Source organism: Serratia sp. 201 (assembly GCF_037027545.1).
GTDB lineage: Bacteria > Pseudomonadota > Gammaproteobacteria > Enterobacterales > Enterobacteriaceae > Serratia > Serratia bockelmannii.
Genome location: NZ_JAXCHC010000005.1, coordinates 100,225 through 121,942 on the forward strand (window position 1 = coordinate 100,225; position 21,718 = coordinate 121,942).

Sequence of the window (21,718 nt, forward strand, 5' to 3'; positions counted from 1 at the left end):
CCGATACGTCTAAATTGAAAACCGAGCGACCATGAGCACTGAATCCCACCTTCTTTACAGTCAACTGCCCGCCATCGACCGTCTGCTGCGTGAACCCGCGATTGAACCGCTGGTGGCTCAGCATGGCCAGACGCTGATCGGCGAACTGTTGCGCCGGCTGCAGGCCCAGGCGCGCGACGCGATAAAACAGCAGCAACGTTTACCGGCCTGGTGCGGCGACTGGCCGCAGGCGCTGCGGGCGGAGCTGGCCCGGCAGCAACGCCCGGCGTTATTGCCGGTGTTCAACCTCAGCGGCACCGTGCTGCACACCAACCTCGGGCGCGCCCTGCTGGCGCAGCCGGTGAAGGACGCGGTCAGCGCGGTGATGGGAGAGGCGGTGACGCTGGAGTACGATCTGGACGGCGCCGGGCGCGGTCATCGCGATCGGGCTGTGGCGAGTCTGCTGTGCCGGCTGACGGGCGCGGAAGACGCCTGCATCGTCAATAACAACGCGGCGGCGGTATTGCTGATGTTGGCGGCGATCGCCCCCGGCAAAGAGGTAGTGGTGTCGCGCGGCGAGCTGGTGGAAATCGGCGGCGCGTTTCGCATTCCCGACGTGATGCGTCAGGCCGGCTGCCAATTGGTGGAAGTCGGCACCACCAACCGCACCCATCTGAAAGATTACCGCCAGGCCATCAGCGAGCAGACTGGCCTGTTGATGAAAGTGCACACCAGCAACTACAGCATTCAGGGCTTTACCGCGGCGGTCGACGAGGCTGAACTGGCGCAGCTCGGGGCCGAACAGGGCGTGCCGACCGCCACCGATCTGGGCAGCGGCTCACTGATCGATATGGCGCAGTACGGCCTGCCCGCCGAACCGATGCCGCAGCGGCTGCTGGCCGCCGGCGTCGATCTGGTGACGTTCTCCGGCGATAAGCTGCTGGGTGGCCCGCAGGCCGGCATCATCGTCGGCAAGAAGGCGCTGATCGCGCGCCTGCAGCAGCACCCGCTCAAGCGCGCGCTGCGCGTCGGCAAGCTGACGCTGGCGGCCCTGGAGGCCACGCTGCGGCTCTATCTGCAGCCGGAAAAACTGGCTGAGCAGCTGCCGACGCTGCGGCTGCTGACCCGCCCGCAGCAGGAGATGCAACAGGCGGCCGAGCGGCTGCTGACGGCGCTGACGCCACGGTTTACCGCCGATTTCGATCTGCGCGCCGAACCGTGCTGGTCGCAGATTGGCAGCGGTTCGCTGCCGGTGGATCGCCTGCCCAGCTATGCGCTGACCTTCACGCCGCGCGACGGCCGCGGCGCCACGCTGGAAGCGTTGGCTGAGCGCTGGCGCCGCCTGCCGCAGCCGGTGATCGGCCGCCTCGGCGACGGCCGGCTGTGGCTGGATCTGCGCTGTCTGGAACAGGAAGGGGCGCTGATCGACGCGTTGAGCGCATCATGATCATCGCCACCGCCGGCCATGTCGATCATGGCAAAACCACCCTGCTGCAGGCGATCTCGGGGATCAATGCGGATCGCCTGCCGGAAGAGAAGCGCCGCGGCATGACCATCGATCTGGGCTACGCCTACTGGCCGCAGCCGGACGGCCGGGTGCTGGGCTTTATCGACGTGCCCGGCCACGAGAAATTCCTCGCCAATATGCTGGCGGGCGTCGGCGGCATCGACCATGCGTTGCTGGTGGTGGCCTGCGATGACGGCGTGATGGCGCAGACCCGCGAGCATTTGGCGATCCTGCGCCTGAGCGGGCGCCCGGCGCTGACGGTGGCGCTGACCAAGGCCGACCGGGTGGAGGCGGCGCGTGTTGACGAGGTACGCCGCCAAGTGCGTGATGAGCTGGCGCGCCAGGGCTGGCCCGATGCGCCGCTGTTTGTCACCGCGGCGGCGGCGGGAGAGGGCATCGAGGCGCTGCGCGCGCATTTGCTGGCGTTGTCGCCCGGCGAGCACGCGCTGACGCGCCGTTTTCGCCTGGCGGTAGACCGTGCGTTCAGCGTCAAAGGGGCGGGGCTGGTGGTGACCGGCACCGCGCTCGGCGGCCGGGTGAAGGTGGGGGATTCGCTGTGGCTGACTGGCGCCGACGCGCCGGTGCGGGTGCGCGGCCTGCATGCCCAGAATCAAACCGTGGAACAGGCGCAGGCCGGGCAACGCATCGCGCTTAACATCAGCGGCGATGTCGATAAAGAGCGGATCGCGCGCGGTGATTGGCTGCTGGCGCAGCGTCCGCCCGAAGCGGCGGAACGCATTCTGGTGGCGCTGGAGACGGATCGGCCGATCCGCCATTGGCAGCCGCTGCATCTGCACCATGCCGCCAGCCACATCACCGGGCGCATTTCGCTGCTGAACGACGGACTGGCGGAACTGATCCTCGATCGCCCGCTGTGGCTGGCGGAAAACGATCGGCTGGTGCTGCGCGATATCGGCGCGCGGCAAACGCTGGGCGCGGCCCGGGTGCTCAGGCTGAATGCGCCCAAGCGCGGCAAGCGTCAGCCGGACTATCTGGCATGGCTGCAGGCCTTGGCGCAGGCGCAAGACGACGTGCGGGCGCTGGCGCTTGAGTTGCCGCAGGGCGCGCTGTCTCTGGCGGCGTTCGCCTGGGCGCGTCAGTTGACCGACGACGGCCTGGCGGCACTGCTGGCGAACCGCGATCTGCTGATCGTCGGTGACCGGGCTCTGGCGCAGGATCAGGTGCAGCAGGCGGAAAGCCGCCTGCTGCAGGTGCTGGCGGAGTATCACCAACAGCACGCCGATCAGCTGGGCTTAGGACGCGCCCGCCTGCGGCGCATGGCGCTGCCTCAGCAGCCGGAAGCGCTGGTGTTTATGATGATCGATCGGCTGCTGAAGGCCGGCGCGCTGCGCAATACGCGCGGCTGGCTGCACTTGCCGGAACACGGCCTGGCGTTCAGCGCCGACGAGGCGCCGCTGTGGGCGCGCATCGAACCGCTGTTCGGCGACGAGCCGTGGTGGGTGCGCGATCTGGCGAGCGAACTGGGCGAGGAAGAGAGCCGGGTACGGGCGCTGCTGCGCAAGGCGGCTCAACTGGGCCATGTGACGGCGGTGGTGGTGGATCGCTACTACCTCAGCCGGCGCATCGATCAGTTCGCGGCGCTGATCCGCGAGCTGGATGCGGAGCGCGGGGGCGCCAACGCCGCCGACTTCCGCGATCGGCTCGGCGTCGGCCGCAAGCTGGCGATACAGGTGCTGGAGTTCTTCGATCGCAGCGGCTTTACCCGCCGCAAGGGCAACGAGCATCTGCTGCGCGACGGCGGGCTGTTCGGTAGCGAGTCCCCTACCCGATAAACCTGACGGCGGCCCGGCTGATGTCGGGCGTTTGGGCGGTGAGAAACGCCTGTAAACGTTCGATCAGCGGCCGTTTTGCCGATTCTTCCGGCCAAACCAGATAGTAACCGTCGCCGGTACGCACGGCGGCGTCACAAGGCAGCGCCAATAACCCCTCCTCAATCGTCCGCAGGCTCAGCGCCAGATCGCCGATCGAAACGCCGTGCCCGGCGATGGCCGCCGCGTTGCCCTGTTCCAGTGAATCAAATACCTGGCCGCGTGTGAGATCGATCGGGGCTGCGATGCCGCTTTTTTGCAGCCAGCGCCGCCAGTCGCGCCGATCGGGCGAAGGATGGATCAGCGGGCAGGTGGCGAGATCGCGCTGCGCGTCGGCGAGCAGCGCGGGGGCGCAAATTGGGATCAGCCATTCGTCGAACAGCTTGGCGGCGGCGGTATTGGCGCCGAAATGGCCGTTGCCGAGCAGGATGGCGCAGTCGTAGGGTTCGCTGAAAAAATCCACGCTGTCGATGTCCATCCACACGCTGGCTGCCTGCACCTCGAACGCCTGCGCCGTTTGCCGGAATCGGCTCAGGCAGTCCAGCAGCCAGCGTAGGGTCAGGGTGGAGGGCGCCTTCATCCGCAGAAGATCGCGGTGGCTTCTGAACAGCTCGCAGGCTTGTTCGATGCGGCCAAACCCTTGCTGCAGCTCGGCGGCGAAGATTTTTCCCTGCGGGGTGACCTCGATGCGTGGGCCGTTGCGCTGGAACAGCCGACAGCCGAAGTGCTGCTCCAGCGTTTTGATGTGCTTGCTGACGGCGCTGGGGGTGAGATGCAGCTCGTCGGCGGCCAGCGTGAACGAGCCGGTGCGGGCGGCGCTCTCGAAGGCGCGCAGAGCGTAAAGCGGCGGAAGGGAACTGGCCATCGCGGCGTCTCTAAGAATGAGTCTGGCTCACAGTAAACGACAGGATTACTCCTTTTTCAAGGCGGGGGCTACGGCATCATAATGATCCGACGCCAACCGCCTGAATGTGAGTGAAATAAAGATGAACCTGTCGTTGCTGGCGGCGTATTTCGCCGCCATTTTCTTGCTGATCGCCACGCCAGGGCCGGTGGTGATGATGGTCGCCAACACCGCGGCGCGCTTTGGCGCCCGGCGCGCGCTGTTGACCGCGCTGGGCAGCAATGGGGCCTCTTTGTTGCTGATCGGTATTGCCGCGCTGGTTGTCACCGGGCTGTTCGCGGTGGATATGCGCTTGCTGCAGTGGATAGGCCTGCTGGGTTGCCTGTTTATCGGCCGCATGGCGATCGTCTCGCTGTATGAGGATTTATCCGCACGAACCCCCGATGCGCAGCCCGTTGCACCGTCGCAAAAACGCTCGGCGATCGCAAACGGTTTTCTGGTAGGCATCGCCAATCCCAAGGACATCATCTTCTTCGTCGCCTTTTTTCCGCAGTTTATCGCCGTCACCCCTTCGGTCGGCGCCAGCCTGACGCTGCTGACCGCGCTGTGGGTGCTGGCTGATTTCGCCATCTTGCTGGCCTATATCACCCTGCTGTCGGGAACGGCGCTGCAGCGCGCGCGGCGGGCGATCTCTGTCCTGTCGGCGTTGCTGTTGTTGGGGGTGGCGGTAGTGGGAGCGGGGTATGCGCTGTGGGAGCTGCTCGGCTGAGGCCGCATAAAAAAACGCCGGTCGGGAAACCGGACCGGCGTTTTATCGTCGCGTTTACACCGCGCCGGTCGGCTGCGGTGTGGGGTCGCCGTTGCGGCGTTTGCCGAGGAACAGCGCCACCAGCGTCAGCCAGCACAGGCCGCTGATGAGGTTGAACAGGTTGAACAGCCCGCTGCCGCCCCAGACGTAGGCGACCTTGGCCAGCTCGATGCCGACGGTAAATACCATCATGCTCAGCATGCCCATGGTGGCGGACACGGTGCCTTTGCTGACGTTGCTGGAGAACAGCGTCAGGCGGTACAGCCCGGCGTTGGCGAGGCCGATGCCGAAGGCGTACAGGCTCAGGCCGGCGGTCATCCACAGGTAGGCGTGGCTGGAGAACTGGGTCGCCAGCGCGGCGATCAGCAGCCCCAGCAGCATCGGGCCCGCGCCCAGCTTGATCAGGCGCTCCACGCTGTTTTTGCCGGTCAGACGCGCCAGCGTCAGGTTGCCGAGGATCAGCGCGCCGAACACCGGGATTTGCAGCAGGCCGTAGTCCAGGGTCGACAGCGACTCCCCACTGATCAGGATCACCGGTGACTGGGCGATCCAGGCCAGCAGCGGCAGGCTGGCGAAACCGATCGCCAGGGCGCCGCACAGGAAGCGGCGGTTGCCCAACACCTGGCGGTAGTCGCGCCATAGGTTGGCGGCAGAAAACGCCTCGCCCTGCAGCGTGGCGGTTTCCGGCATGGCTTTCCACAGGCCGTAGAAGGCGATGGCCGCCAGCGCCGCAAACAGCACGAACATGCTCTGCCACGGCGCGACGTGGATCAGCGCCGCGCCGGCCAGCGGCCCGAGCAGCGGGGCGATCAGCGCCACGTTGGCCATCAGGGCGGTGATTTTGATGCACACCGATTCTTCAAACGACTCCTGGATGGTGGCGTAGCCGACCGCGCCGATAAAGCACAGGCCGATGCCCTGCAGGAAACGCATGGCGATGAACTGCTCGATGGTGGTGACCAGCAGGATCGCCAGGCAGGAGACGATAAAGAACGCCACCCCGGCCAGCATCACTGGGCGACGGCCGCGGCGATCCGACAGCGGCCCGAGCAGCCACTGCAGGAAGATGCCGCCGGCCAGATAGGCGGTCATCGAGGTCGGTACCCACTCTTCGCCGGCGTTGAAATCCGCCACGACGGCCAGCATGCCCGGCTGAATCATATCGTTGCCGATATAGGTGGCGAACTCGAACAGCACCAGACAAAGAGGGAATAAAAGCGCCTGTCGGCCCAAACGTGCCGCAGGTGGTAATGTCGTTTTCATATTATTGTACTGATAGTAAAAGAGAAAAAGGAACTGCCAGGGCGGGAAGCGCAAACTGAGCGAGTTATGGCGGCTATTTTGCCGCCAATTGTTCACCTTCGCAATCATAAGGTGTTGTTTAAGTGCATTCTGATATTTCGCTTTTGGGTTGTCGCCGAACGCCGTGCCCGATAACCTCTTCTTAACATATCAATATGACACAAGATCGGGCGAGCGTTTGAGCGAGAAAATCGGCTGGATAGACAACCTGCGGGCGATGGCGTGCATGATGGTGGTGATGATCCACGCCACCACCTATTACGTCACCAACGGCGCGGCAATAGGGCTGCACAACTGGGATATCGCCAACGTGCTGAACTCGCTGTCGCGCGTATCGGTGCCGCTGTTCTTTATGATTTCCGGCTACCTGTTCTTCGGCGAAAAGAGCGCCGGCCGCCGGCATTTCACCCGCATCATCTGCTGCATTCTGTTCTACAGCGCCATCGCGCTGATCTATATCGCGGCCTTTACCAAGATCGGTTTCTGGCCATCGCTGCGCGGCATGTTGCAAAAGCCGGTGTTCTATCATCTGTGGTTTTTCTACGCCATCGCGGTGATTTACCTGCTGTCGCCGCTGATCAGCGTCAAACCGGTGTCGCGCTACGCCCTGGCCGCCGCGCTGGTGGTGTTGGCGGTGATCGCCAACCCGAATACCGACAAGCTGACCTTCGGCAACGCGCACCTGCTGCCGGTTAACCTGTATATCTACGGCGATACCTTCTACTACCTGCTGTATGCGCTGGCCGGGCGGGCGATTGGCATGATGGAGGCGCGCGGGCGCGCCGTGGGCTGGCTGGCGGCATTGGGATTTGCGCTGTGCGTGGCGCTGATCGCTCGCGGCACCAAACACCAATTGTTCATCAACGGCAACTTCGCCGATACCTACTACATCTACAGCGGCCCGCTGGTATTTATGGCGGCGGTGGCGCTGCTGGTGTGGGTGAAACACTGTTTGCCGCAGCCGATCGGCTGGCTGAGCGCGTTCTCCCGCCATTCGCTGGCGATCTACGGTTTTCACGCCCTGATCGTCAACGTGATGCGCAGCCGGCACCTGGACTTCACCGGCCACCCGCTGCTGGATATCTTCTGGGTGTTCGGCGTGGCGCTGGGGCTCAGCCTGCTGCTGTCTGTCGGCCTGCAGCGGCTGGATACCCGCCGGCTGGTGTCATAGCGGCGAGTGCTGGCGCTGCTGGGCGCGGCGCAGCTGCCGCCCGGAAGAAAAACCGGCCGCCAGCGCGGCCTTCTCCAACCCATACCCTTGTTGCAGGCGCTGTTGCGCCACCGCCAAACGTAGCTGCTCATGATATTCCCGTACGCTGATGCCGACATGGCTGCGAAACAGCCGCGCCAAATGGCGGCTGCTGACGTGCGCCTTCTCCGCCACCTGCAGCACCGACCAGTCGGCTTCCGGCTCGGCGGCCATCACGTCCTGCGCGCGGTGCACCGCCGGGTGCAGGTGGTTGCGGTAACGCAGCCAGGGCGACAGCTGCGGATCGTCGCCGGCGCGGCGGAAATAGACCACCATGTCGCGTGCGACGTCGCGCGCCCGGCCGGAGCCGCAGTGGCGGTGGACCAGGTGCAGCGCCAAATCGATGCCGGTGGTGATGCCCGCGCTGGTGTAGACGCCGCGATCTTCGACGAAGATGCGGTTCTCTTTCACCTGCGCCGCCGGCGCCTGCCGGCGGATACGCTCGATAACGTCGTGGTGGGTGGTGCACTGATAGCCGTCGAGCAGCCCGGCCTGCGCCGCCAGCAGCGCGCCGGAACAGATGCACACCAGGGTGATGCGCTGCCGCTGCAGATCGGGCCGCAGCGTCGCCAGCCAGCGGCGCGCCTGCTCGGCCTCTTCCCCGGCGAAATAGCGCTGCGAATCGCCGACGCCCGGCAGCACCAGGATGGCACCGTCTTCCAGGCGCTCGGGCAACGGCTGCAGGCCGCTCAGCGTCATGCCGATGGAGCAGACGATCTGCGGCGCCGGGCTGAGGTAACGCAGGCTGAATTGCCCGGCGAGGCGCAGGGTTTCCGCCGGGCCGCTGACGTCCAGCGACAGTACGTTGGGCAACAGCAGAAAATAGACGGCCTGCGACATGATTACTCCTGTGCGAGTTGCGCCAGCGCCTCATCCACGCTGGCGATGCGGGCGAAACGATCGACCAGTACGGTTTCAGTATGCCGCTTCAACTGCGCGGGGGTAAAGACTTCACCGTCGGGATGGCGCATCGGGAAGGTTAACGTCGCCTCGGTGACGAAAGTCACCCGATAACCGAGATCGGACGCCACCCGGGAGGTGGTTTCGCAGCACTGCTCGGTGCGGATGCCGGAGACGATCAGGTGGTTGATATCCCGCTCGCGCAGCCAGGCGTCGAGGCCGGATTCGGTCAGCGCATTGTGCACATGCTTGTGTACGGTGATATCCGCCTGGTGGGTGAGGAACGGCAGGCGCTGCACATGGCCCGAAGCCAGAGAGAACGGCCCCTGCGGCGAAACGTGCAGCACGTCGACCAGCGCTGCGCCGTGTCGTTGGCAGCCTGCGATCAGGCGCGTCAGCGCCTGTTGAAACGCCGGCAGATCGTCCTCCTGCCAGAATGGACGGTGCTGGAATGATTGCTGGACATCGATGATCAATAACGCGCTTTGTGACATTTTCGGCCCTCCATCAGTGTGTGTAGCGACCATCTTGCGCCGCGCCTTACTCTGGCAGAAGGCCAAAAACGGCCATCATGATGACAACAACGGACCGACCTTAGGCTTTGCTCACCTGGCCGGCGACCAGGCGCCCCTGATGGAAGGTGGCGCTGCGCGCCGGCAGACGGGCGACCGCCTCGGCGGAACAGCTGGCGTTGACCAGCACGAACTCGGCGGCATCGCCGGCTTTCGGCCAGGCGCGCTGCCCCTTATCGTCCAGCGGCAGCACGCCGCCGGTGGAGATGGCCATGGCACGCGACAGGTGATACTCGTCGGAACCGCGGTACAGCTGGGCGTACAGATTGGCCTTCTCCAGGATGTCGCCGGTGCCGAACGGCGACCAGTGGTCGATCACGCTGTCGGTGCCGGTCATCACGAACACCCCTTTCTCGCTGAGCTGCGGCAGCGGCATCATCAGGCCGCCGATCGGTACCGTGGAGGCGATGGTGATCTGCTGCGCCGCCAGCCGGGTGGCGGTTTCCGCCAGTTCGCCCGGCGTCAGCGTGGTCAGGGCGAAAGCGTGGCTGATGGTGACCTTGCCGCGCAGCGCCGGGTTTTTCTCCACGGTGGCGATCATGTAGTTAATGGCGGCGACCCCAGCCGGGCTGGTTTCATGCAGGTGGATATCCACGCCTTTGCCGGTATCGAGGGCGATCTGGAACATGGCGTCGAGCGATTTCTCCATCGCACCGTCGACGTTGGTCGGATCGAGACCACCGACGTACTGTACGCCCATCTGCATCGCTTCGCGCATCAGCGCATCGACCTTGGAGTGCAACAGACCGTGCTGCGGGAAGGCGACGATTTCACAGCTGAAATCCGCCCGGTGATTTTCCAGCGCGCGCTGCAGGTGCTCCAGGCTTTTCAGGCCGCTGACCGGATCGATATTGCAATGGCTGCGCGCCACGGTGCTGCCTTTGGACTGCAGCAAGGCGATCAGGTTTTCCGCCCGTTGCTGCGAGGTGGGCAGCAGTTTCGGGATCAGCGTCTGCTCCAGCGCGATCATGTCCATGATGGTTTTGCCCTGGCGCGGGCGCGGCGCCTGCCACGGGCCGCTGTAGAAGGTTTTGTCCAGGTGGATGTGCATATCGCGGAACGCCGGCAGCAGCAGCTGGCCCCGCGCCTGATAGCGGGGCACGCCGGCGGGCAACGCGGCGTTGGCGGCGTGAATGGCGGCGATCTTGCCGTCTTTGATCTCCAGTGTGTACAGCGCGGTGCGGGTGCCGATCACTGTTTCGCCGTCGTATTCAAAGCCGTCTTCCAGCCGCACCTCGCTCAGGCAGTAGTGACGATCGGTCAGGGTCATCGGCGTTGGCGCACACGGCTCGCCGCCAGGCGAAGCGGCCTGCGCCATGCCGCCGGTCAGGCCGATCACCGCGCAGGCGGTGGTGAGTTTGCCGGTTTGGCTGAGGAAGGCTCTGCGGCCCGGTTGCTGAGGGTTTTCCACGTTCGGTTCCTTAATCCAGAGGTGAGGGAGTGAAAACATCCCCCAATTTAGGAGAGGAACCGACCGGTTGGCAGCGACATTTGCCACTGGTGACTATTCGATTTGGTAATGATCGGCGTCTGCCGGCGGAATGGTGCTCTTGGCTTGCTCTTTCGCAGCTTTAATGGCTACATTTGTAGTCATTAAAGCTACATTGAGGTCAGCGTGATGCACGATCCGATGCTCGAATTACTGTTCAGCGAATACCGTAGAAAAGTGCTAAGCCTGCTGTTTATTGAAGCCGGGCAGGCGTTTCATGTGCGAGAAATTGCGCGGCGCACCGCAACTCAGGCCGGGACTTTACATAAAGAGTTGAGCCGGCTGGCTGAAGGCGGCATCTTGCTCAGGCAGCGGCAGGGCAACCAAATTTGCTATCAGGCTAACGCCGATTGCCTGATTTTTCCCGAGCTGGCGGCGATTTTCCGCAAGACCTGCGGCCCGGCTGCGCGCTTACGGCAGGTGCTGACTGGATTTGGGGAGGACATCGAACGGGCTTTCATCTTTGGTTCCGTCGCCAGTGGCAAAGCGACGGCGGCCAGTGATATCGATGTTCTGATCGTCGGTAAACTGTCTTTTACGGATGTAATTCAGGCGGTTTATCCGCTGCAGGCAACGCTGGGTCGGGAAATTAACCCCAAACTGTACTCGCCGGAAGAGTGGCGAGCGGCTTTGGCCGAGAACTCCGCGTTTATTCAGGACATTATGCAGAAACCCCAACTCTGGATTGCGGGAGACAAGGATGACGCTGGACAATCTGGTCGGGCTGGGACTGGAGGTGATAACGCCTGACGCGGGGGCGATTAAAAAATTTCTGGCCGCCGCCGCTCGCAACCGACGCGATGCGGGTATCACTCAGCTCAGCAATGAGAGCCGTTTCGACATGGTATATAAGGCGGTCATGCAAATGGCCAATGCCGCTTTGCAAGCCAAAGGATACCGCACGCTGACCAGCAGGCCTGGCCATCACCAGACCATGATCCAAACGTTGCCGCTCACTGTAGGGTTGCCGCGCGAGGCAATGATCTGCCTGGATGCATTGCGAAAACAGCGCAACGTGGCGGATTATTCCGGCGACTTGGTGACGGACGCGGCGGTACAAGCTTGCCTTGAGCAGACAGAAGCGCTGTGGGTACGGATTATCGACTGGCTGCAGCGCGAACATCCGCAGATAGTGGCGTAAGCGGTCTCATTTCAACCCGCAAAACACCGTTAGCCGCTGGGCCAGCGCCAGCGTGGCGGCGGGGGCGCCGTCGCGGTAGTAGAGCGCCAGTTCGAAGCTGTCTATCGGCGGTAATCCTTCGGCCTCGCCCAGCACCCGGTGCGCGGGCAGACGGCAGCCGGCCGGCAGCAGGGTGACGCCCAGCCCGGCGGCGGAAGCGGCGGTCAGCGCCGCCAGGCTGGCGCTGCTGTAACCGATGCGCCAGCGTTTGCCGAGGGTGTCCAGCGCCTGGCACAGCTCTTCGCGGTACAGGCCGTTGAGCGGAAACACCGCCAGCGGCACCGGCGATTGCTCGATGGCCGGGAAGGCCAGGCTGTCCAGCCACAGCAGCGGTTCCGGCCGCGCGGCGCGCGGCGGTTGCCGGCGGCGCTGTTTCACCAGGATCAGATCCAGCTCTTCACGCGCGTAGGCGCTGTGCAGATCGGCGCTCAGGCCGCTGGCGACGTCCAGCCGCAGGTGCGGGTGCTCACGGCTGAAGTCGGCCAGCAGCTCGGTGGTGGGCACGGCGAAATCTTCCGGCATGCCGATCCGCAGCACGCCGTCGCGCCAGATGCCGGTCAGCGCGTCGTGGGCTTCTTCATTTAGCGCGATAATGCGGCGCGCGTAGCTCAACAGCTTGACGCCTTCTTCGGTCAGCAGCACCTGATGCGAGGAGCGCTCAAACAGCGGCTTGCCCAGCATCTCTTCCAGCCGGCGTACCTGCTGGCTAACGGTGGACTGCGACAAAAACACCCGCTCTGCGGCGCGGGTGAAGCTGTTGCTGTCGCATACGGCGACGAAGCTGAGCAGCAGCTGTGGATTGAACATCGGGTAGCGATTCATTTTCCCACTGTTGGCTATTTTATTATTTAATTTCCCAATACTAGCGGCGTTGCCTACAGTAACGCAACGCTGCGGCGATCGCGCTGTGACGCCGCACTCTTCATTTCGCAGTACCAGGAATATGCCGTGTTAAATCATTCTGTTAATTCATCCTCCTCGCGCCGCTGGTTCAACCTCCTGTTGCTGGCGCTGGTGTTGATCGGCCTGAACATGCGGCCGCTGTTGACCTCGATCGGCCCGTTGCTGCCGACGCTGCGCCAGGCTACCGGGCTGAGCTTTGGCGGCGCGGCGCTGCTGACCACGCTGCCGGTGCTGATGATGGGGCTGATGGCGCTGGCGGGCGGCGCCATCAACCGGCTGTTCAGCGAACGCAGCGCCGTGACGCTGAGCCTGCTGGCGATCGGGCTGGGCGCGCTTTGGCGCGAACTGGCCCCCGGCAGCGTGCAGCTGCTGATGAGCGCGGTGCTGGGCGGGCTCGGCATCGGGGTGATCCAGGCGGTGATGCCCGGCATCATCAAGCATCATTTCCTCAAAAGCATGGCGCTGGTGGCCGGGCTGTGGTCGGCGGCGCTGATGGGCGGCGGTGGGTTGGGGGCGGCGATCACCCCGTGGCTGATGAGCGTAGGGCACGACTGGCACAGCGCGCTGGCCTGGTGGGCGTTGCCGGCGCTGGTGGCGCTGCTGGCCTGGTGGCCGGTCAGCCGCGGGCTGTCTCGCCTGGGCGCGGCGGGCGAAAACCGCGGGCCAGGCCTGCTGCGCAACCGGCGCGCCTGGCTGCTCGGCGCCTATTTCGGCCTGATCAACGGCGGCTATACCAGCCTGATCGCCTGGCTGCCGCCGTATTACATGCAGCTCGGCTGGCAGCCGCAGGCCAGCGGTTCGCTGCTGGCGTTGATGACCTTTGGCCAGGTCGTGGGCGCGCTGCTGCTGCCGGCGCTGGCGCGCAATCATGACCGGCGGCCGCTGCTGTTGCTGGCGCTGATGATGCAACTGATCGGCTTTATCGGCCTGATTTACCTGCCGCAGACGCTGCCGTGGCTGTGGGTGTTGGTTTCCGGGCTGGGGCTGGGCGGCGCGTTCCCGCTGTGCCTGGTGCTGGCGCTCGATCACCTGCACCAGCCGGCGGCGGCCGGGCGACTGGTGGCCTTTATGCAGGGCGTCGGCTTCCTGCTGGCGGGTGTGACGCCCTACCTTTCCGGCCTGCTGCGCGACTACAGCGGCGGCTTCGTGCTGGACTGGCAGATCCACGCGCTGCTGGTGGTGGTGTTGATCGCCATCACCTGGCGCTTCCATCCGCACAGCTACCGGCGGGCGTTCGCCGAATAATATTTCTGTCATTGCCGCTCCCTATAGTGGCGTTGCTTTTACTTCTGGGCGATAACAACGAAAAGGGACAATGACATGCACAACACCAAAACCCGGCTGGCGCTGCTGGTCGGCTGCATGGCGCTGAGCGCCAACCTGTGGGCCGACGCGCAGCCGGTGCAAGCGACGCTGGCCGGGCATGCGCTGCTGCCGGTGAAATCCGCCGTTTCCACACCGAAGGACGCGCCGAGCGATCTGCAGCAGAGCGGTAAGTACACCAGCGGCAAACGCGTCACCGAGCTGGGCAGCGTGGCGGGTAAATCCGCCGATCGCCTGACCGGCATCGGCCTGCCGATCAACGGCCAGCCGCTGCAGGGCCACTCCGGCATCAAACACATGCCCGACGGCACCTACTGGGTGCTGACCGACAATGGTTTCGGCAGCAAGGCCAACTCCCCGGACGCCATGCTGTACCTCAACCACTACAAGATCGATTTCAAAGACGGCACGGTCGCGCCGCTGAAGACGGTGTTCCTGCACGATCCGGATAAAAAGGTGCCGTTCCACATCATCAACGAGAGCACCGAGCAGCGCTATCTGACCGGCAGCGATTTCGATCCGGAAAGCTTCCAGTTTGCCGACGATGCCTTATGGATCGGTGAAGAGTTTGGGCCTTACCTGATCAAGGCTGACCTGAACGGCAAGGTGCTGGCAGTGTTCGACACCCAGGTAGACGGCAAGGTGGTGAAATCGCCGGACAACCCGACGCTAACCCTGCCGGGCGCGCCGGACGGCAAACAGAACTTCCAGGTGGCGCGTTCCAAAGGCTTTGAAGGCATGGCCGCCTCGCCGGACGGCAGCAAGCTGTACCCGCTGCTGGAAGGGGCGCTGTGGGATGGCGAACAGTTCGAGAACGTCGGCGGCAAACGCTACCTGCGGGTGCTGGAGTTCGACGTCAAACAGCAGGCCTGGACCGGCCGCAGCTGGCAGTACGTACTGGAAGACAACCAGAACGCCATCGGCGACTTCAACATGATCGACGCCACCCACGGGCTGGTGATCGAGCGCGACAACGGCGAAGGCACGCCGGATAAAGCCTGCGCCGCCGGCGCGCCAACCGACAACTGCTTCAGCCAGGTGGCCAAGTTCAAACGAGTGTATAAAATCGCTTTCTCGGACGCCAACGTCGGCAAACCGGTCGAAAAACTGGGCTATATCGACCTGATGAACATTCAGGATCCGAACAAGCTGGCGCGCAAGCCGCTGAACGACGGCGTGCTGACCTTCCCGTTCTTCACCATCGAGAACGTGGACGTGGTGGACGCCAACCACATCATCGTCGGTAACGACAACAACTTCCCGTTCTCCTCCAGCCGCCAACCCAATATGGCGGATGACAACGAGTTCATCCTGCTGGACGTGAAGGATTTCCTGAAGTAGCGCTCCCCGGCCGCCGAATCGCCGGCGGCCGCCATTTCCCGCTTAGCGCAGCGAACAAACTGCGCTATAATCAGCGCCTTGCTTCTTCTCTTCTCCAAGGAAGATCCTCGTCCCCGGTGGGGCGGCCGGACTTCAAATCCGGTTGGGGCCGCCAGCGGTCCTGGGCAGGTTCGACTCCTGTGATCTTCCGCCAAAGCTTGTCCGGGTAGCTCCTGAAAAGTCCATTAAAATGCATAAAATCAATTGATTGTATGGTTTCTTTGTCCGCTGGAGTCCGTGTATAACCGTCTGAATCCGAGATAAATGTGTATAATGGTGCGTATAACATTTTTATACACAGAATCCACTTATACACATGCTTCTAACTGACATACAAATTCGACGTTCCAAACCGCAGGAAAAACCCTACACCCTCAACGACGGCCAAGGCCTGTCCCTTCTTATTAATACTGATGGGAGTAAAGGTTGGCGTTTTCGCTATCGCTATGCCGGAAAAGCCAAGCTGATGTCCTTTGGCACCTATCCCTTGGTAACTCTGGCAGACGCGCGAGAAAAGCGTGGGGAGGCCCGTAAGCAGGTTGCGAATGGCATTGATCCAGTAGCCGAGAAAAAGGCGCAAAAGCTCGCTCAGAAGCTTTCTGTCGAGAACTCCTTCGAAGCGATTAGTCGTGAATGGCACACGAACAAGGCTGACCGGTGGACTCTGGCGTACAGAGAAGAAATCATGCGCACCTTTGAGCAGGATGTGTTTCCGTATATTGGTCAACGTCCGATTGCAGAAATTAAGCCCTTGGAGCTGCTGGAAGTGCTGCGACGCATTGAGAAGCGTGGGGCATTGGAAAAGACCCGTAAGGTACGCCAGCGCTGCGGAGAGGTATTCCGCTACGCGATTATTACCGGTAGGGCGGAATATAACCCAGCCCCAGATCTCGCCAGCGCGCTAGCCGTTCCCAAACAAAAGCACCATCCGTTCCTTTCAGCCGAGGAACTACCTTACTTTGTTAAGGATTTGGAAGGATATACCGGTAGCATCATCACTAAGAATGCAGCGAAGATCGTTATGCTGACCGGCGTCCGCACGCAAGAAATGCGCTTTGCCACGTGGGAAGAGATCGATTTTGAGCGTGCCATCTGGGAGATCCCCGCCGAACGTATGAAAATGCGCCGCCCGCACATTGTGCCGCTCTCTAATCAGGTGGTTGAACTGTTTAAACAGCTGCAACCGATCACTGGTCACTATCCTTACATTTTTATTGGACGAAACAACCGAAGAAAGCCTATAAGTAAGGAAAGTGTGAATCAGGTTATAGAACTGCTGGGATATAAAGGACGAGCCACCGGTCACGGTTTCAGGCATACGATGTCTACTATCCTACATGAGCAAGGGTTTGATTCTGCATGGATTGAGATGCAGCTAGCGCATGTGGATAAAAATGGTATTCGAGGTACTTATAATCATGCTCAGTATTTGGAAAAACGCAGGGATATGTTGCAATGGTATTCCGATATAATCATTTGAGGTGTTATGAGCGCATCTAAGTTAGATACAGTTGATTTTAATTTTATTATGGCTGAATGTTTGCGTGTCGGAAAAAGATTATCATGCGATAATATTATGGAGGAACATAAGTTAGAATATAATGGGCCGCATGGTGGCCTCGGCATGATGATTACTGCCCCTGCACGAATTCAACTAAAAAACAAAGAGGGTAATTATCCTCAATTGCATTTATCCTATGCGGCGCATGACAGATTTTTTGATATTGCACGTAGGCAGATAAATTCTAAACGATTAGGTAGTCATATTACAGTTAGTGAGTTTGTCAGTTTTTTGATGGATGAGTTTTACATACATGTGATAGTGGATAATGGAAACGATGATCAGAGAGGCTACTCTCGATTAGTTGATAGGACTATAAAGAATGCATTTAAAAAAATGGATTCGGAGTGTTTTTATTTCCCAATTTTAGCATTGGGTCTTAATCGGGATGTTGAAATAGGTAGCGCAAAAATAGTTTGCCGAGATGCTATTTTTAATATGGCAGAACCTTTTATTGATAAGTTAATAATAAACAAAGCCCATGAGTTTTGTGATTCTGGAGAATTTCCTTATAATCACTTTTTAATTGTTAATGTTACAAAAAGATCAAGTAAGCTAAGAACAAGAGTGGCAAAGAATATCGCTGAATTTATAGTTGGAATATTTCATATTTTCAGCGAACATTATAATATATCACATGAATTTATTTCTTTGTCATTTAACTCTTTGCCAAGATATAATGGTTTTTATTTCAATGATAATAATAAAAAACTAGACTATAATTTTTCAAGTAAAGGTAATGTGCTGTGGAGTGATGTTTTTTGGGGTAAATTTCAATCTGATTTTAAAGATAATTTGAAAGATGTTATTTCAAAGTTAATTGCAATGGCTCTTGACCCATCGCGTGAGAGTATAATTGCTGATAGGTTAATTGACTCAATATATATGTTTAGTAGTTCCTTGTATGATAAAGATAGGGCTTTCTGTGTGGTAAAATTAACAGCTGCTCTAGAAAGGCTTGTTAGTTTAACTACTGATAAAAATAGTGGAATAACTACTCTGAATTTTAAAAATAGGGTGGCATCTTTAATTGCGGTATATTATGGTGATCTTGATAAGTGGATGCTATTAGCGCAGAAAATGTATGATATGAGATCTGGTATAGTTCATGGAAGTTCGTCTATATATAGGGGAGGTAACGAAATCAACACTCATGAATATAGTCAGTTAGCTGCTAGAGCGATTATTTCTGCTTGTTTTGGCTTTTCCAGTTTAGGTTTGGATACGCCAGATAAGGATAAGATATTGTCTGATTTTTATAAAGGTTTAGAATATCATTGCGGTGTAAATACTAAAGAAACATAACCGTTAACCTGCCCTGTTCTCCATTCATATATCGACAAGACGCGCACTCAGCGACCTGCAGCTGTGCAATAGCGCCAGTACCTTGCTGAGTTAAATAGCAATAAATAGATGACGTGGCGAGGCGCTGACACTCCAAATGAAAATTCGGTCAAACCTCTGCGCGCGCAATACTCCCTCGCCTACGCGCTCTGACTTTATCATGCACATTTCATGCATGACTCAGAGGCCCTGTAAGCCCTTGTGGCGCGGGGTTTCGGCTGTTTTGAGAGGCTGGGGATTCATGCAAAATCATGCACTCTATGCATGCACACGCAGTTTGAGGCAGGCTAGCCAGAAAAAAGGCTGTTTTCGGGCTTAGGGGAACGGTAAAGCCCCGCAGCAAAATCAGCATTGCAGCGGGGCCTGCTCAATCAATGAAGGGTTTGGTTTCGGCTATAACGGCGGTAACGATTTAATGTCCTTTTTTCCGGCGGTGGTAAATCATCAACGGTCACCGTTTCCGCTTGAAGGGGCTGACATAAAATCTTATCGACGCTCTCCACCGTTTTAAATGTGCAGGAACACACGATGTTCTGGCACTGGTAATAGGCTTCTTTCGTCCGCTCCGTGATATAGCGACTGGTGCGGGTATAGGACGCATGAGTACACAATGGACAACGCATCATGATTTGGCCCCCTTCTGCTGCAAGCGTTGACGTTTTTCCTTCAGTTCTGAGACAGCCTGCATGCGTTTGGCTGGACTGTTTTGCAGTTCCGGCAATGCGCCCGTTTCTTCCGGTATCGTCAGGCCAATCTCATTAAGCACCGGGTGGTCGATATTTTGCTGTGCCATGGCAACGTGAATACGGCCTTGTAGCGTTCCCAGTACCTGTTGCTCAATCATTTTCATCGGATTGTCTGCATAGACGCCGTAAGCCCGTGAAGCCAGTGCGCACGCCTTGATAACGTCAGGGCTGATAAGCGCCTTGCTCAGCGCATCCACTGCCTGATGCATCGCATGGGCAGCAAAGGTCGTGAGGGCGTCTTTGTGCGCGTTCACCACCTTCGGGGCTGTGCCGCCGCAGTTTAGGTGAAGCTGCATTTTGTCCAGCTCCATCTCCTCAATCAGACCGTCGAACTCCTTCGCCAGCTCCCGCTTGGAAATCCGGCTGTGGTGCTGCGCTTGCAGTTCCGGTGTCATTTCCCCGCGCAGTTTGCGAAACAGGGTGCGCCACTGGCTTTCTGCCTCATGGCTCTGCACTTCGGTGTCTTTCTTCTGTTGGTGGCAGCGAGCAATGCCTGTCACCACATCGGTCAACGCCTGATAGTTTTTGTCGTGGGCGGCGCGAGCATCACGCAGGGCGTGCAGTTTGTCGGTGATGTATTTCGGTAAGGTGGTGGTGCTCATGGGGTTATCTCCGGTGTCAGTCAATGTGAGGCTATTCTGCTGACCGCCGTACAACATCGCCATTCATCCCAGTTGGACTGTCCGCAGGACAACAGTCTCGAAAAATGACGATAAAACCATCAAAGCGTTTTTAGTTTTATATAAAACTATTCACAACTGTTCACTATAATAAAAAACATAGATAAATCAGTTAGTAAAGCAGTGAATAGTTTCACTAAAACTCGTCACCCAGTGTTCACTACTGTTCACTTTTCTAAAAAAGACCTTTTCTCTGGCTAGCCGTGGTTAGATTTATTTTTGATGTTCCTGTCTATTTATAAATCGATTATTGATTGCTGAAAGCTATGAATTAAAAGTGAGGAAGGGTGAGGAGCGGTGGGCTAATGCAACTTAGTGCAATTCGTTGTTTTTACGTGCAATTCCTTAGCCCATCACACAACATCCCCTTGTTGCCACCCCGCAAAATATTCTCATAATAGGGCGCTACCAGACGAACCCACACAGCGCCGGTGAAATCCCACCGGGTATAAACGAGGTAGCATTCCATGTTTGCAGTTGCCACACAGACCCCTTCCACATTCCCGACCGTCCCGGTCGATTACATGCCCCATGAGCGTTTCATTCGCCTGCCCGAAGTGCTTTACACCACCGGGCTGTCACGCTCTACCGTCTACGAAATGATGACCCGCAAGCAGTTCCCGGCCCAAGTTTCCCTTGGCGGTAAAACCGTCGCGTGGCTCGAATCAGAAGTCGAAAGCTGGATGGCTGAACGTATCGCCAACCGTCATCAGGGGGCCGCAGCATGATGCGGTTAACCTTTGGTCGCCAGCACTTTACCCTGAGCGACAACGACGCACTGTTTGTGGCAGAAGCCATCCTGTTGCAACGCAAACAGCCGGATATTGTCTTACCGGAGCACCGCAGCGAAAAACACGGCGTTATTCGTCTGGCGAGTCGCCAGGCTGAGCCGCGTCTGTTCAGTGCCGGGCCAGTACCGCTGACCTGCGCCGCCGCTGAGACCCGCAACGACCAGCTTACAGACTGTTGATCACTATGCGATCGATTGAACGTCCGGGGGCGTCTTACGGCTTGCCCCCGCGTCCGGCACTGCGCTATAGTCCCCCCGCTGTCGCACAATCGGCAGCCGGGCGTAGGAACCCGTGTTACTCAATGGCGACACAACACGCGCCGAGCGTGTTTTTTTATGTCGTGGCCTTAGCGCGCTCATTTTTTGCACAGTGGCTTCTATGCTACTGTGGCTGTCAAACAATGGTGGCTCAGGCGGGGCAGCCTTCGGGCTGGCCGGTATCCATTGAGGCCGGTATTCCTACCCCCGTCTGGGCTACCACCCATAAGTGTAGGAACTTCGGTGGTAGCAATAACCATTACTCAATGGAGGCTGCCACCATGGCTACGACCCTCACCCCGACTCATCCTGAATTCTGTTTCCTGTTTGCGGCCATTCGCCGTACTGCCCTGTCGGCAACACCGTGCATGCTCCGCACCGTGGCAGATTCCGAGCACAGCGCCCGCCGCCTGCTAGCGCGTGACTACATTCTGTCGTTTGCGGGCCGTCTGCCCGTGCAGGGGGTGGCATGAATACGCTGGCCGCCCGTTTCCACAGTGAAACCTTCTATCCTATTCCGCATGCTGACTTCCTGCGTCTTCAGCACGCGCATTCTACCGGCGTGCTGTTCCTCGACATGCTGGATACCCTTGAATCGACCGGTCAGCGCCCGGACGCCGCTCAAAAAGCCGCCTTTGCGTCTGTCATAGCGGTACTCACTGACCAGCTTGGACAGGTCGTCAAAACCTGTGACTCCCACATCATCGCCAGCATGGAGGCTTCCGCCGCATGAACACCCCACAGTCTTGTTTACCCGTTGAAGTCCGTACCGCCGTTTTCCGTCGCGCTTTGGCCCATGCCTATCTCGATACCTGCGCCTTTTACCGGGTGAACCCCGGCTACACGCTGGATGAACTGCAAATGGCGATTGCGATGGACATTGAAGGCTATTTTGTCCGCCAGCACGGCGCAGAGGTGGGCATGGACATGGCCTGTACCATGCTCAGTGACATGGTGCAGCCGGATATTCTGGTGGCGCCGCCGCGTCTGACCACGCTCGGGCAGAAGATGATGGATGAGCTGTGCTGTGGCCGGATGGCCGTCACCTGCAACACCACCGTGCACTGAGGGAAC

Annotated in this window: 23 protein-coding genes and 1 tRNA gene; 16 read left to right on the forward strand and 8 right to left on the reverse strand. The window is 59.5% G+C overall.

The genetic code is table 11. The features are described from left to right. Window positions 1–31 precede the first annotated feature (31 nt). On the forward strand, window positions 32–1,426 hold the full coding sequence (gene selA / locus WA302_RS22115) for an L-seryl-tRNA(Sec) selenium transferase (RefSeq protein WP_043140778.1): 1,395 nt from the start codon (window positions 32–34) through the stop codon (window positions 1,424–1,426). Further along, the gene (gene selB, locus WA302_RS22120; protein ID WP_043140781.1) at window positions 1,423–3,279 is read left to right on the forward strand and encodes a selenocysteine-specific translation elongation factor; all 1,857 of its coding nucleotides are present in this window, start codon (window positions 1,423–1,425) and stop codon (window positions 3,277–3,279) included. The genes selA and selB overlap by 4 nt, the downstream gene beginning before the upstream one ends. On the opposite strand, the gene WA302_RS22125 is transcribed toward selB, so the two are convergent. Beyond that, entirely contained in the window at window positions 3,269–4,180 is a 912-nt protein-coding gene (locus tag WA302_RS22125; protein ID WP_164068297.1) for a LysR family transcriptional regulator, read from the reverse strand. The genes selB and WA302_RS22125 overlap by 11 nt on opposite strands. Window positions 4,181–4,301: 121 nt before the next feature. On the opposite strand from WA302_RS22125, the gene WA302_RS22130 reads away from it, so the two are divergent. Continuing rightward, window positions 4,302–4,928, forward strand: a complete 627-nt coding sequence (locus tag WA302_RS22130; RefSeq protein WP_043140788.1) for a LysE family translocator — start codon at window positions 4,302–4,304, stop codon at window positions 4,926–4,928. A gap of 54 nt (window positions 4,929–4,982) precedes the next feature. Here the strand turns inward: WA302_RS22130 and WA302_RS22135 are convergent, their stop codons facing one another. Further along, window positions 4,983–6,230, reverse strand: coding sequence for an MFS transporter (locus WA302_RS22135; RefSeq protein WP_049204735.1), 1,248 nt, complete (start codon window positions 6,228–6,230; stop codon window positions 4,983–4,985). 217 nt (window positions 6,231–6,447) lie between these two features. On the opposite strand from WA302_RS22135, the gene WA302_RS22140 reads away from it, so the two are divergent. Then, window positions 6,448–7,440, forward strand: a complete 993-nt coding sequence (locus WA302_RS22140; RefSeq protein ID WP_141996941.1) for an acyltransferase — start codon at window positions 6,448–6,450, stop codon at window positions 7,438–7,440. On the opposite strand, the gene WA302_RS22145 is transcribed toward WA302_RS22140, so the two are convergent. From WA302_RS22145 to WA302_RS22155, 3 genes are all read right to left on the reverse strand, one after another. Beyond that, on the reverse strand, window positions 7,435–8,358 hold the full coding sequence (locus tag WA302_RS22145) for a GlxA family transcriptional regulator (RefSeq protein ID WP_336064737.1): 924 nt from the start codon (window positions 8,356–8,358) through the stop codon (window positions 7,435–7,437). The two genes, WA302_RS22140 and WA302_RS22145, sit on opposite strands and share 6 nt — an antisense overlap. 2 nt (window positions 8,359–8,360) lie before the next feature. Next, window positions 8,361–8,912, reverse strand: a complete 552-nt coding sequence (locus tag WA302_RS22150; protein WP_043140796.1) for an isochorismatase family protein — start codon at window positions 8,910–8,912, stop codon at window positions 8,361–8,363. Between the two features lie 100 nt (window positions 8,913–9,012). Further along, complete coding sequence (locus WA302_RS22155) at window positions 9,013–10,401, reverse strand: amidohydrolase family protein (RefSeq protein WP_336064738.1); 1,389 nt, start codon at window positions 10,399–10,401, stop codon at window positions 9,013–9,015. A gap of 207 nt (window positions 10,402–10,608) precedes the next feature. On the opposite strand from WA302_RS22155, the gene WA302_RS22160 reads away from it, so the two are divergent. Next, window positions 10,609–11,229 carry a nucleotidyltransferase domain-containing protein gene (locus WA302_RS22160; protein WP_043140802.1) on the forward strand — a complete coding sequence of 207 codons (621 nt, stop codon included), beginning with the start codon at window positions 10,609–10,611 and terminating at the stop codon, window positions 11,227–11,229. Next, on the forward strand, window positions 11,180–11,620 hold the full coding sequence (locus WA302_RS22165) for a DNA-binding protein (protein WP_336064739.1): 441 nt from the start codon (window positions 11,180–11,182) through the stop codon (window positions 11,618–11,620). Before WA302_RS22160 ends, WA302_RS22165 begins: the two co-directional genes overlap by 50 nt. 6 nt (window positions 11,621–11,626) lie before the next feature. On the opposite strand, the gene WA302_RS22170 is transcribed toward WA302_RS22165, so the two are convergent. Then, complete coding sequence (locus WA302_RS22170; protein WP_164099870.1) at window positions 11,627–12,481, reverse strand: LysR family transcriptional regulator; 855 nt, start codon at window positions 12,479–12,481, stop codon at window positions 11,627–11,629. Between the two features lie 126 nt (window positions 12,482–12,607). Here WA302_RS22170 and WA302_RS22175 point away from each other — a divergent pair, with 126 nt between their 5' ends. The 5 genes from WA302_RS22175 to WA302_RS22195 all read left to right on the forward strand — a co-directional run bounded on the left by WA302_RS22175 (window position 12,608) and on the right by WA302_RS22195 (window position 18,131). Then, window positions 12,608–13,807, forward strand: coding sequence for a cyanate transporter (locus WA302_RS22175; RefSeq protein ID WP_197833972.1), 1,200 nt, complete (start codon window positions 12,608–12,610; stop codon window positions 13,805–13,807). Window positions 13,808–13,882: 75 nt separating this feature from the next. Beyond that, entirely contained in the window at window positions 13,883–15,226 is a 1,344-nt protein-coding gene (locus tag WA302_RS22180) for an esterase-like activity of phytase family protein (RefSeq protein ID WP_069100553.1), read from the forward strand. A gap of 98 nt (window positions 15,227–15,324) precedes the next feature. Beyond that, a tRNA-Sec gene (locus tag WA302_RS22185) sits at window positions 15,325–15,419 on the forward strand. 162 nt (window positions 15,420–15,581) lie between these two features. Further along, window positions 15,582–16,745 (forward strand): tyrosine-type recombinase/integrase, encoded by a 1,164-nt coding sequence (locus tag WA302_RS22190; protein WP_336064740.1) that lies wholly within the window; start codon window positions 15,582–15,584, stop codon window positions 16,743–16,745. 6 nt (window positions 16,746–16,751) lie between these two features. Continuing rightward, complete coding sequence (locus WA302_RS22195) at window positions 16,752–18,131, forward strand: hypothetical protein (RefSeq protein WP_336064741.1); 1,380 nt, start codon at window positions 16,752–16,754, stop codon at window positions 18,129–18,131. Between the two features lie 410 nt (window positions 18,132–18,541). Here WA302_RS22195 and WA302_RS22200 read toward each other — a convergent pair whose 3' ends face one another. Both WA302_RS22200 and WA302_RS22205 read right to left on the reverse strand, forming a co-directional pair. Continuing rightward, window positions 18,542–18,796, reverse strand: coding sequence for an ogr/Delta-like zinc finger family protein (locus WA302_RS22200; RefSeq protein WP_336064742.1), 255 nt, complete (start codon window positions 18,794–18,796; stop codon window positions 18,542–18,544). Next, on the reverse strand, window positions 18,793–19,518 hold the full coding sequence (locus WA302_RS22205) for an NAD-dependent aldehyde dehydrogenase (RefSeq protein ID WP_336064743.1): 726 nt from the start codon (window positions 19,516–19,518) through the stop codon (window positions 18,793–18,795). The genes WA302_RS22200 and WA302_RS22205 overlap by 4 nt, the downstream gene beginning before the upstream one ends. Before the next feature lie 545 nt (window positions 19,519–20,063). Between WA302_RS22205 and WA302_RS22210 the strand changes: the two genes are divergently transcribed. Genes WA302_RS22210 through WA302_RS22230 form a run of 5 tightly spaced genes read left to right on the forward strand, consistent with a single transcriptional unit; the run spans window position 20,064 to window position 21,712 of the window. Further along, on the forward strand, window positions 20,064–20,324 hold the full coding sequence (locus WA302_RS22210; protein WP_336064744.1) for a helix-turn-helix transcriptional regulator: 261 nt from the start codon (window positions 20,064–20,066) through the stop codon (window positions 20,322–20,324). Beyond that, the gene (locus tag WA302_RS22215; protein ID WP_060428553.1) at window positions 20,321–20,566 is read left to right on the forward strand and encodes a hypothetical protein; all 246 of its coding nucleotides are present in this window, start codon (window positions 20,321–20,323) and stop codon (window positions 20,564–20,566) included. The genes WA302_RS22210 and WA302_RS22215 overlap by 4 nt, the downstream gene beginning before the upstream one ends. A gap of 5 nt (window positions 20,567–20,571) precedes the next feature. After that, the gene (locus WA302_RS22220) at window positions 20,572–21,117 is read left to right on the forward strand and encodes a host cell division inhibitor Icd-like protein (protein WP_336064745.1); all 546 of its coding nucleotides are present in this window, start codon (window positions 20,572–20,574) and stop codon (window positions 21,115–21,117) included. Next, window positions 21,114–21,377 (forward strand): hypothetical protein, encoded by a 264-nt coding sequence (locus tag WA302_RS22225; protein WP_037432034.1) that lies wholly within the window; start codon window positions 21,114–21,116, stop codon window positions 21,375–21,377. The genes WA302_RS22220 and WA302_RS22225 overlap by 4 nt, the downstream gene beginning before the upstream one ends. Further along, window positions 21,374–21,712: a DUF5375 family protein gene (locus tag WA302_RS22230; protein WP_336064746.1), complete on the forward strand. Its 339-nt coding sequence runs from the start codon at window positions 21,374–21,376 to the stop codon at window positions 21,710–21,712. The genes WA302_RS22225 and WA302_RS22230 overlap by 4 nt, the downstream gene beginning before the upstream one ends. Window positions 21,713–21,718: the final 6 nt, after the last annotated feature.

Bases quoted from the DNA above. Each gene is read 5' to 3' on its own strand.
- selA (WP_043140778.1), top strand. From the start codon at position 32: ATGAGCACTGAATCCCACCTTCTTTACAGTCAACTGCCCGCCATCGAC.
- selB (WP_043140781.1), top strand. From the start codon at position 1,423: ATGATCATCGCCACCGCCGGCCATGTCGATCATGGCAAAACCACCCTG.
- WA302_RS22125 (WP_164068297.1), bottom strand. From the start codon at position 4,180: ATGGCCAGTTCCCTTCCGCCGCTTTACGCTCTGCGCGCCTTCGAGAGC.
- WA302_RS22130 (WP_043140788.1), top strand. From the start codon at position 4,302: ATGAACCTGTCGTTGCTGGCGGCGTATTTCGCCGCCATTTTCTTGCTG.
- WA302_RS22135 (WP_049204735.1), bottom strand. From the start codon at position 6,230: ATGAAAACGACATTACCACCTGCGGCACGTTTGGGCCGACAGGCGCTT.
- WA302_RS22145 (WP_336064737.1), bottom strand. From the start codon at position 8,358: ATGTCGCAGGCCGTCTATTTTCTGCTGTTGCCCAACGTACTGTCGCTG.
- WA302_RS22150 (WP_043140796.1), bottom strand. From the start codon at position 8,912: ATGTCACAAAGCGCGTTATTGATCATCGATGTCCAGCAATCATTCCAG.
- WA302_RS22160 (WP_043140802.1), top strand. From the start codon at position 10,609: ATGCACGATCCGATGCTCGAATTACTGTTCAGCGAATACCGTAGAAAA.
- WA302_RS22165 (WP_336064739.1), top strand. From the start codon at position 11,180: ATGACGCTGGACAATCTGGTCGGGCTGGGACTGGAGGTGATAACGCCT.
- WA302_RS22170 (WP_164099870.1), bottom strand. From the start codon at position 12,481: ATGAATCGCTACCCGATGTTCAATCCACAGCTGCTGCTCAGCTTCGTC.
- WA302_RS22180 (WP_069100553.1), top strand. From the start codon at position 13,883: ATGCACAACACCAAAACCCGGCTGGCGCTGCTGGTCGGCTGCATGGCG.
- WA302_RS22190 (WP_336064740.1), top strand. From the start codon at position 15,582: ATGCTTCTAACTGACATACAAATTCGACGTTCCAAACCGCAGGAAAAA.
- WA302_RS22195 (WP_336064741.1), top strand. From the start codon at position 16,752: ATGAGCGCATCTAAGTTAGATACAGTTGATTTTAATTTTATTATGGCT.
- WA302_RS22200 (WP_336064742.1), bottom strand. From the start codon at position 18,796: ATGATGCGTTGTCCATTGTGTACTCATGCGTCCTATACCCGCACCAGT.
- WA302_RS22205 (WP_336064743.1), bottom strand. From the start codon at position 19,518: ATGAGCACCACCACCTTACCGAAATACATCACCGACAAACTGCACGCC.
- WA302_RS22210 (WP_336064744.1), top strand. From the start codon at position 20,064: ATGTTTGCAGTTGCCACACAGACCCCTTCCACATTCCCGACCGTCCCG.
- WA302_RS22215 (WP_060428553.1), top strand. From the start codon at position 20,321: ATGATGCGGTTAACCTTTGGTCGCCAGCACTTTACCCTGAGCGACAAC.
- WA302_RS22220 (WP_336064745.1), top strand. From the start codon at position 20,572: ATGCGATCGATTGAACGTCCGGGGGCGTCTTACGGCTTGCCCCCGCGT.
- WA302_RS22225 (WP_037432034.1), top strand. From the start codon at position 21,114: ATGAATACGCTGGCCGCCCGTTTCCACAGTGAAACCTTCTATCCTATT.
- WA302_RS22230 (WP_336064746.1), top strand. From the start codon at position 21,374: ATGAACACCCCACAGTCTTGTTTACCCGTTGAAGTCCGTACCGCCGTT.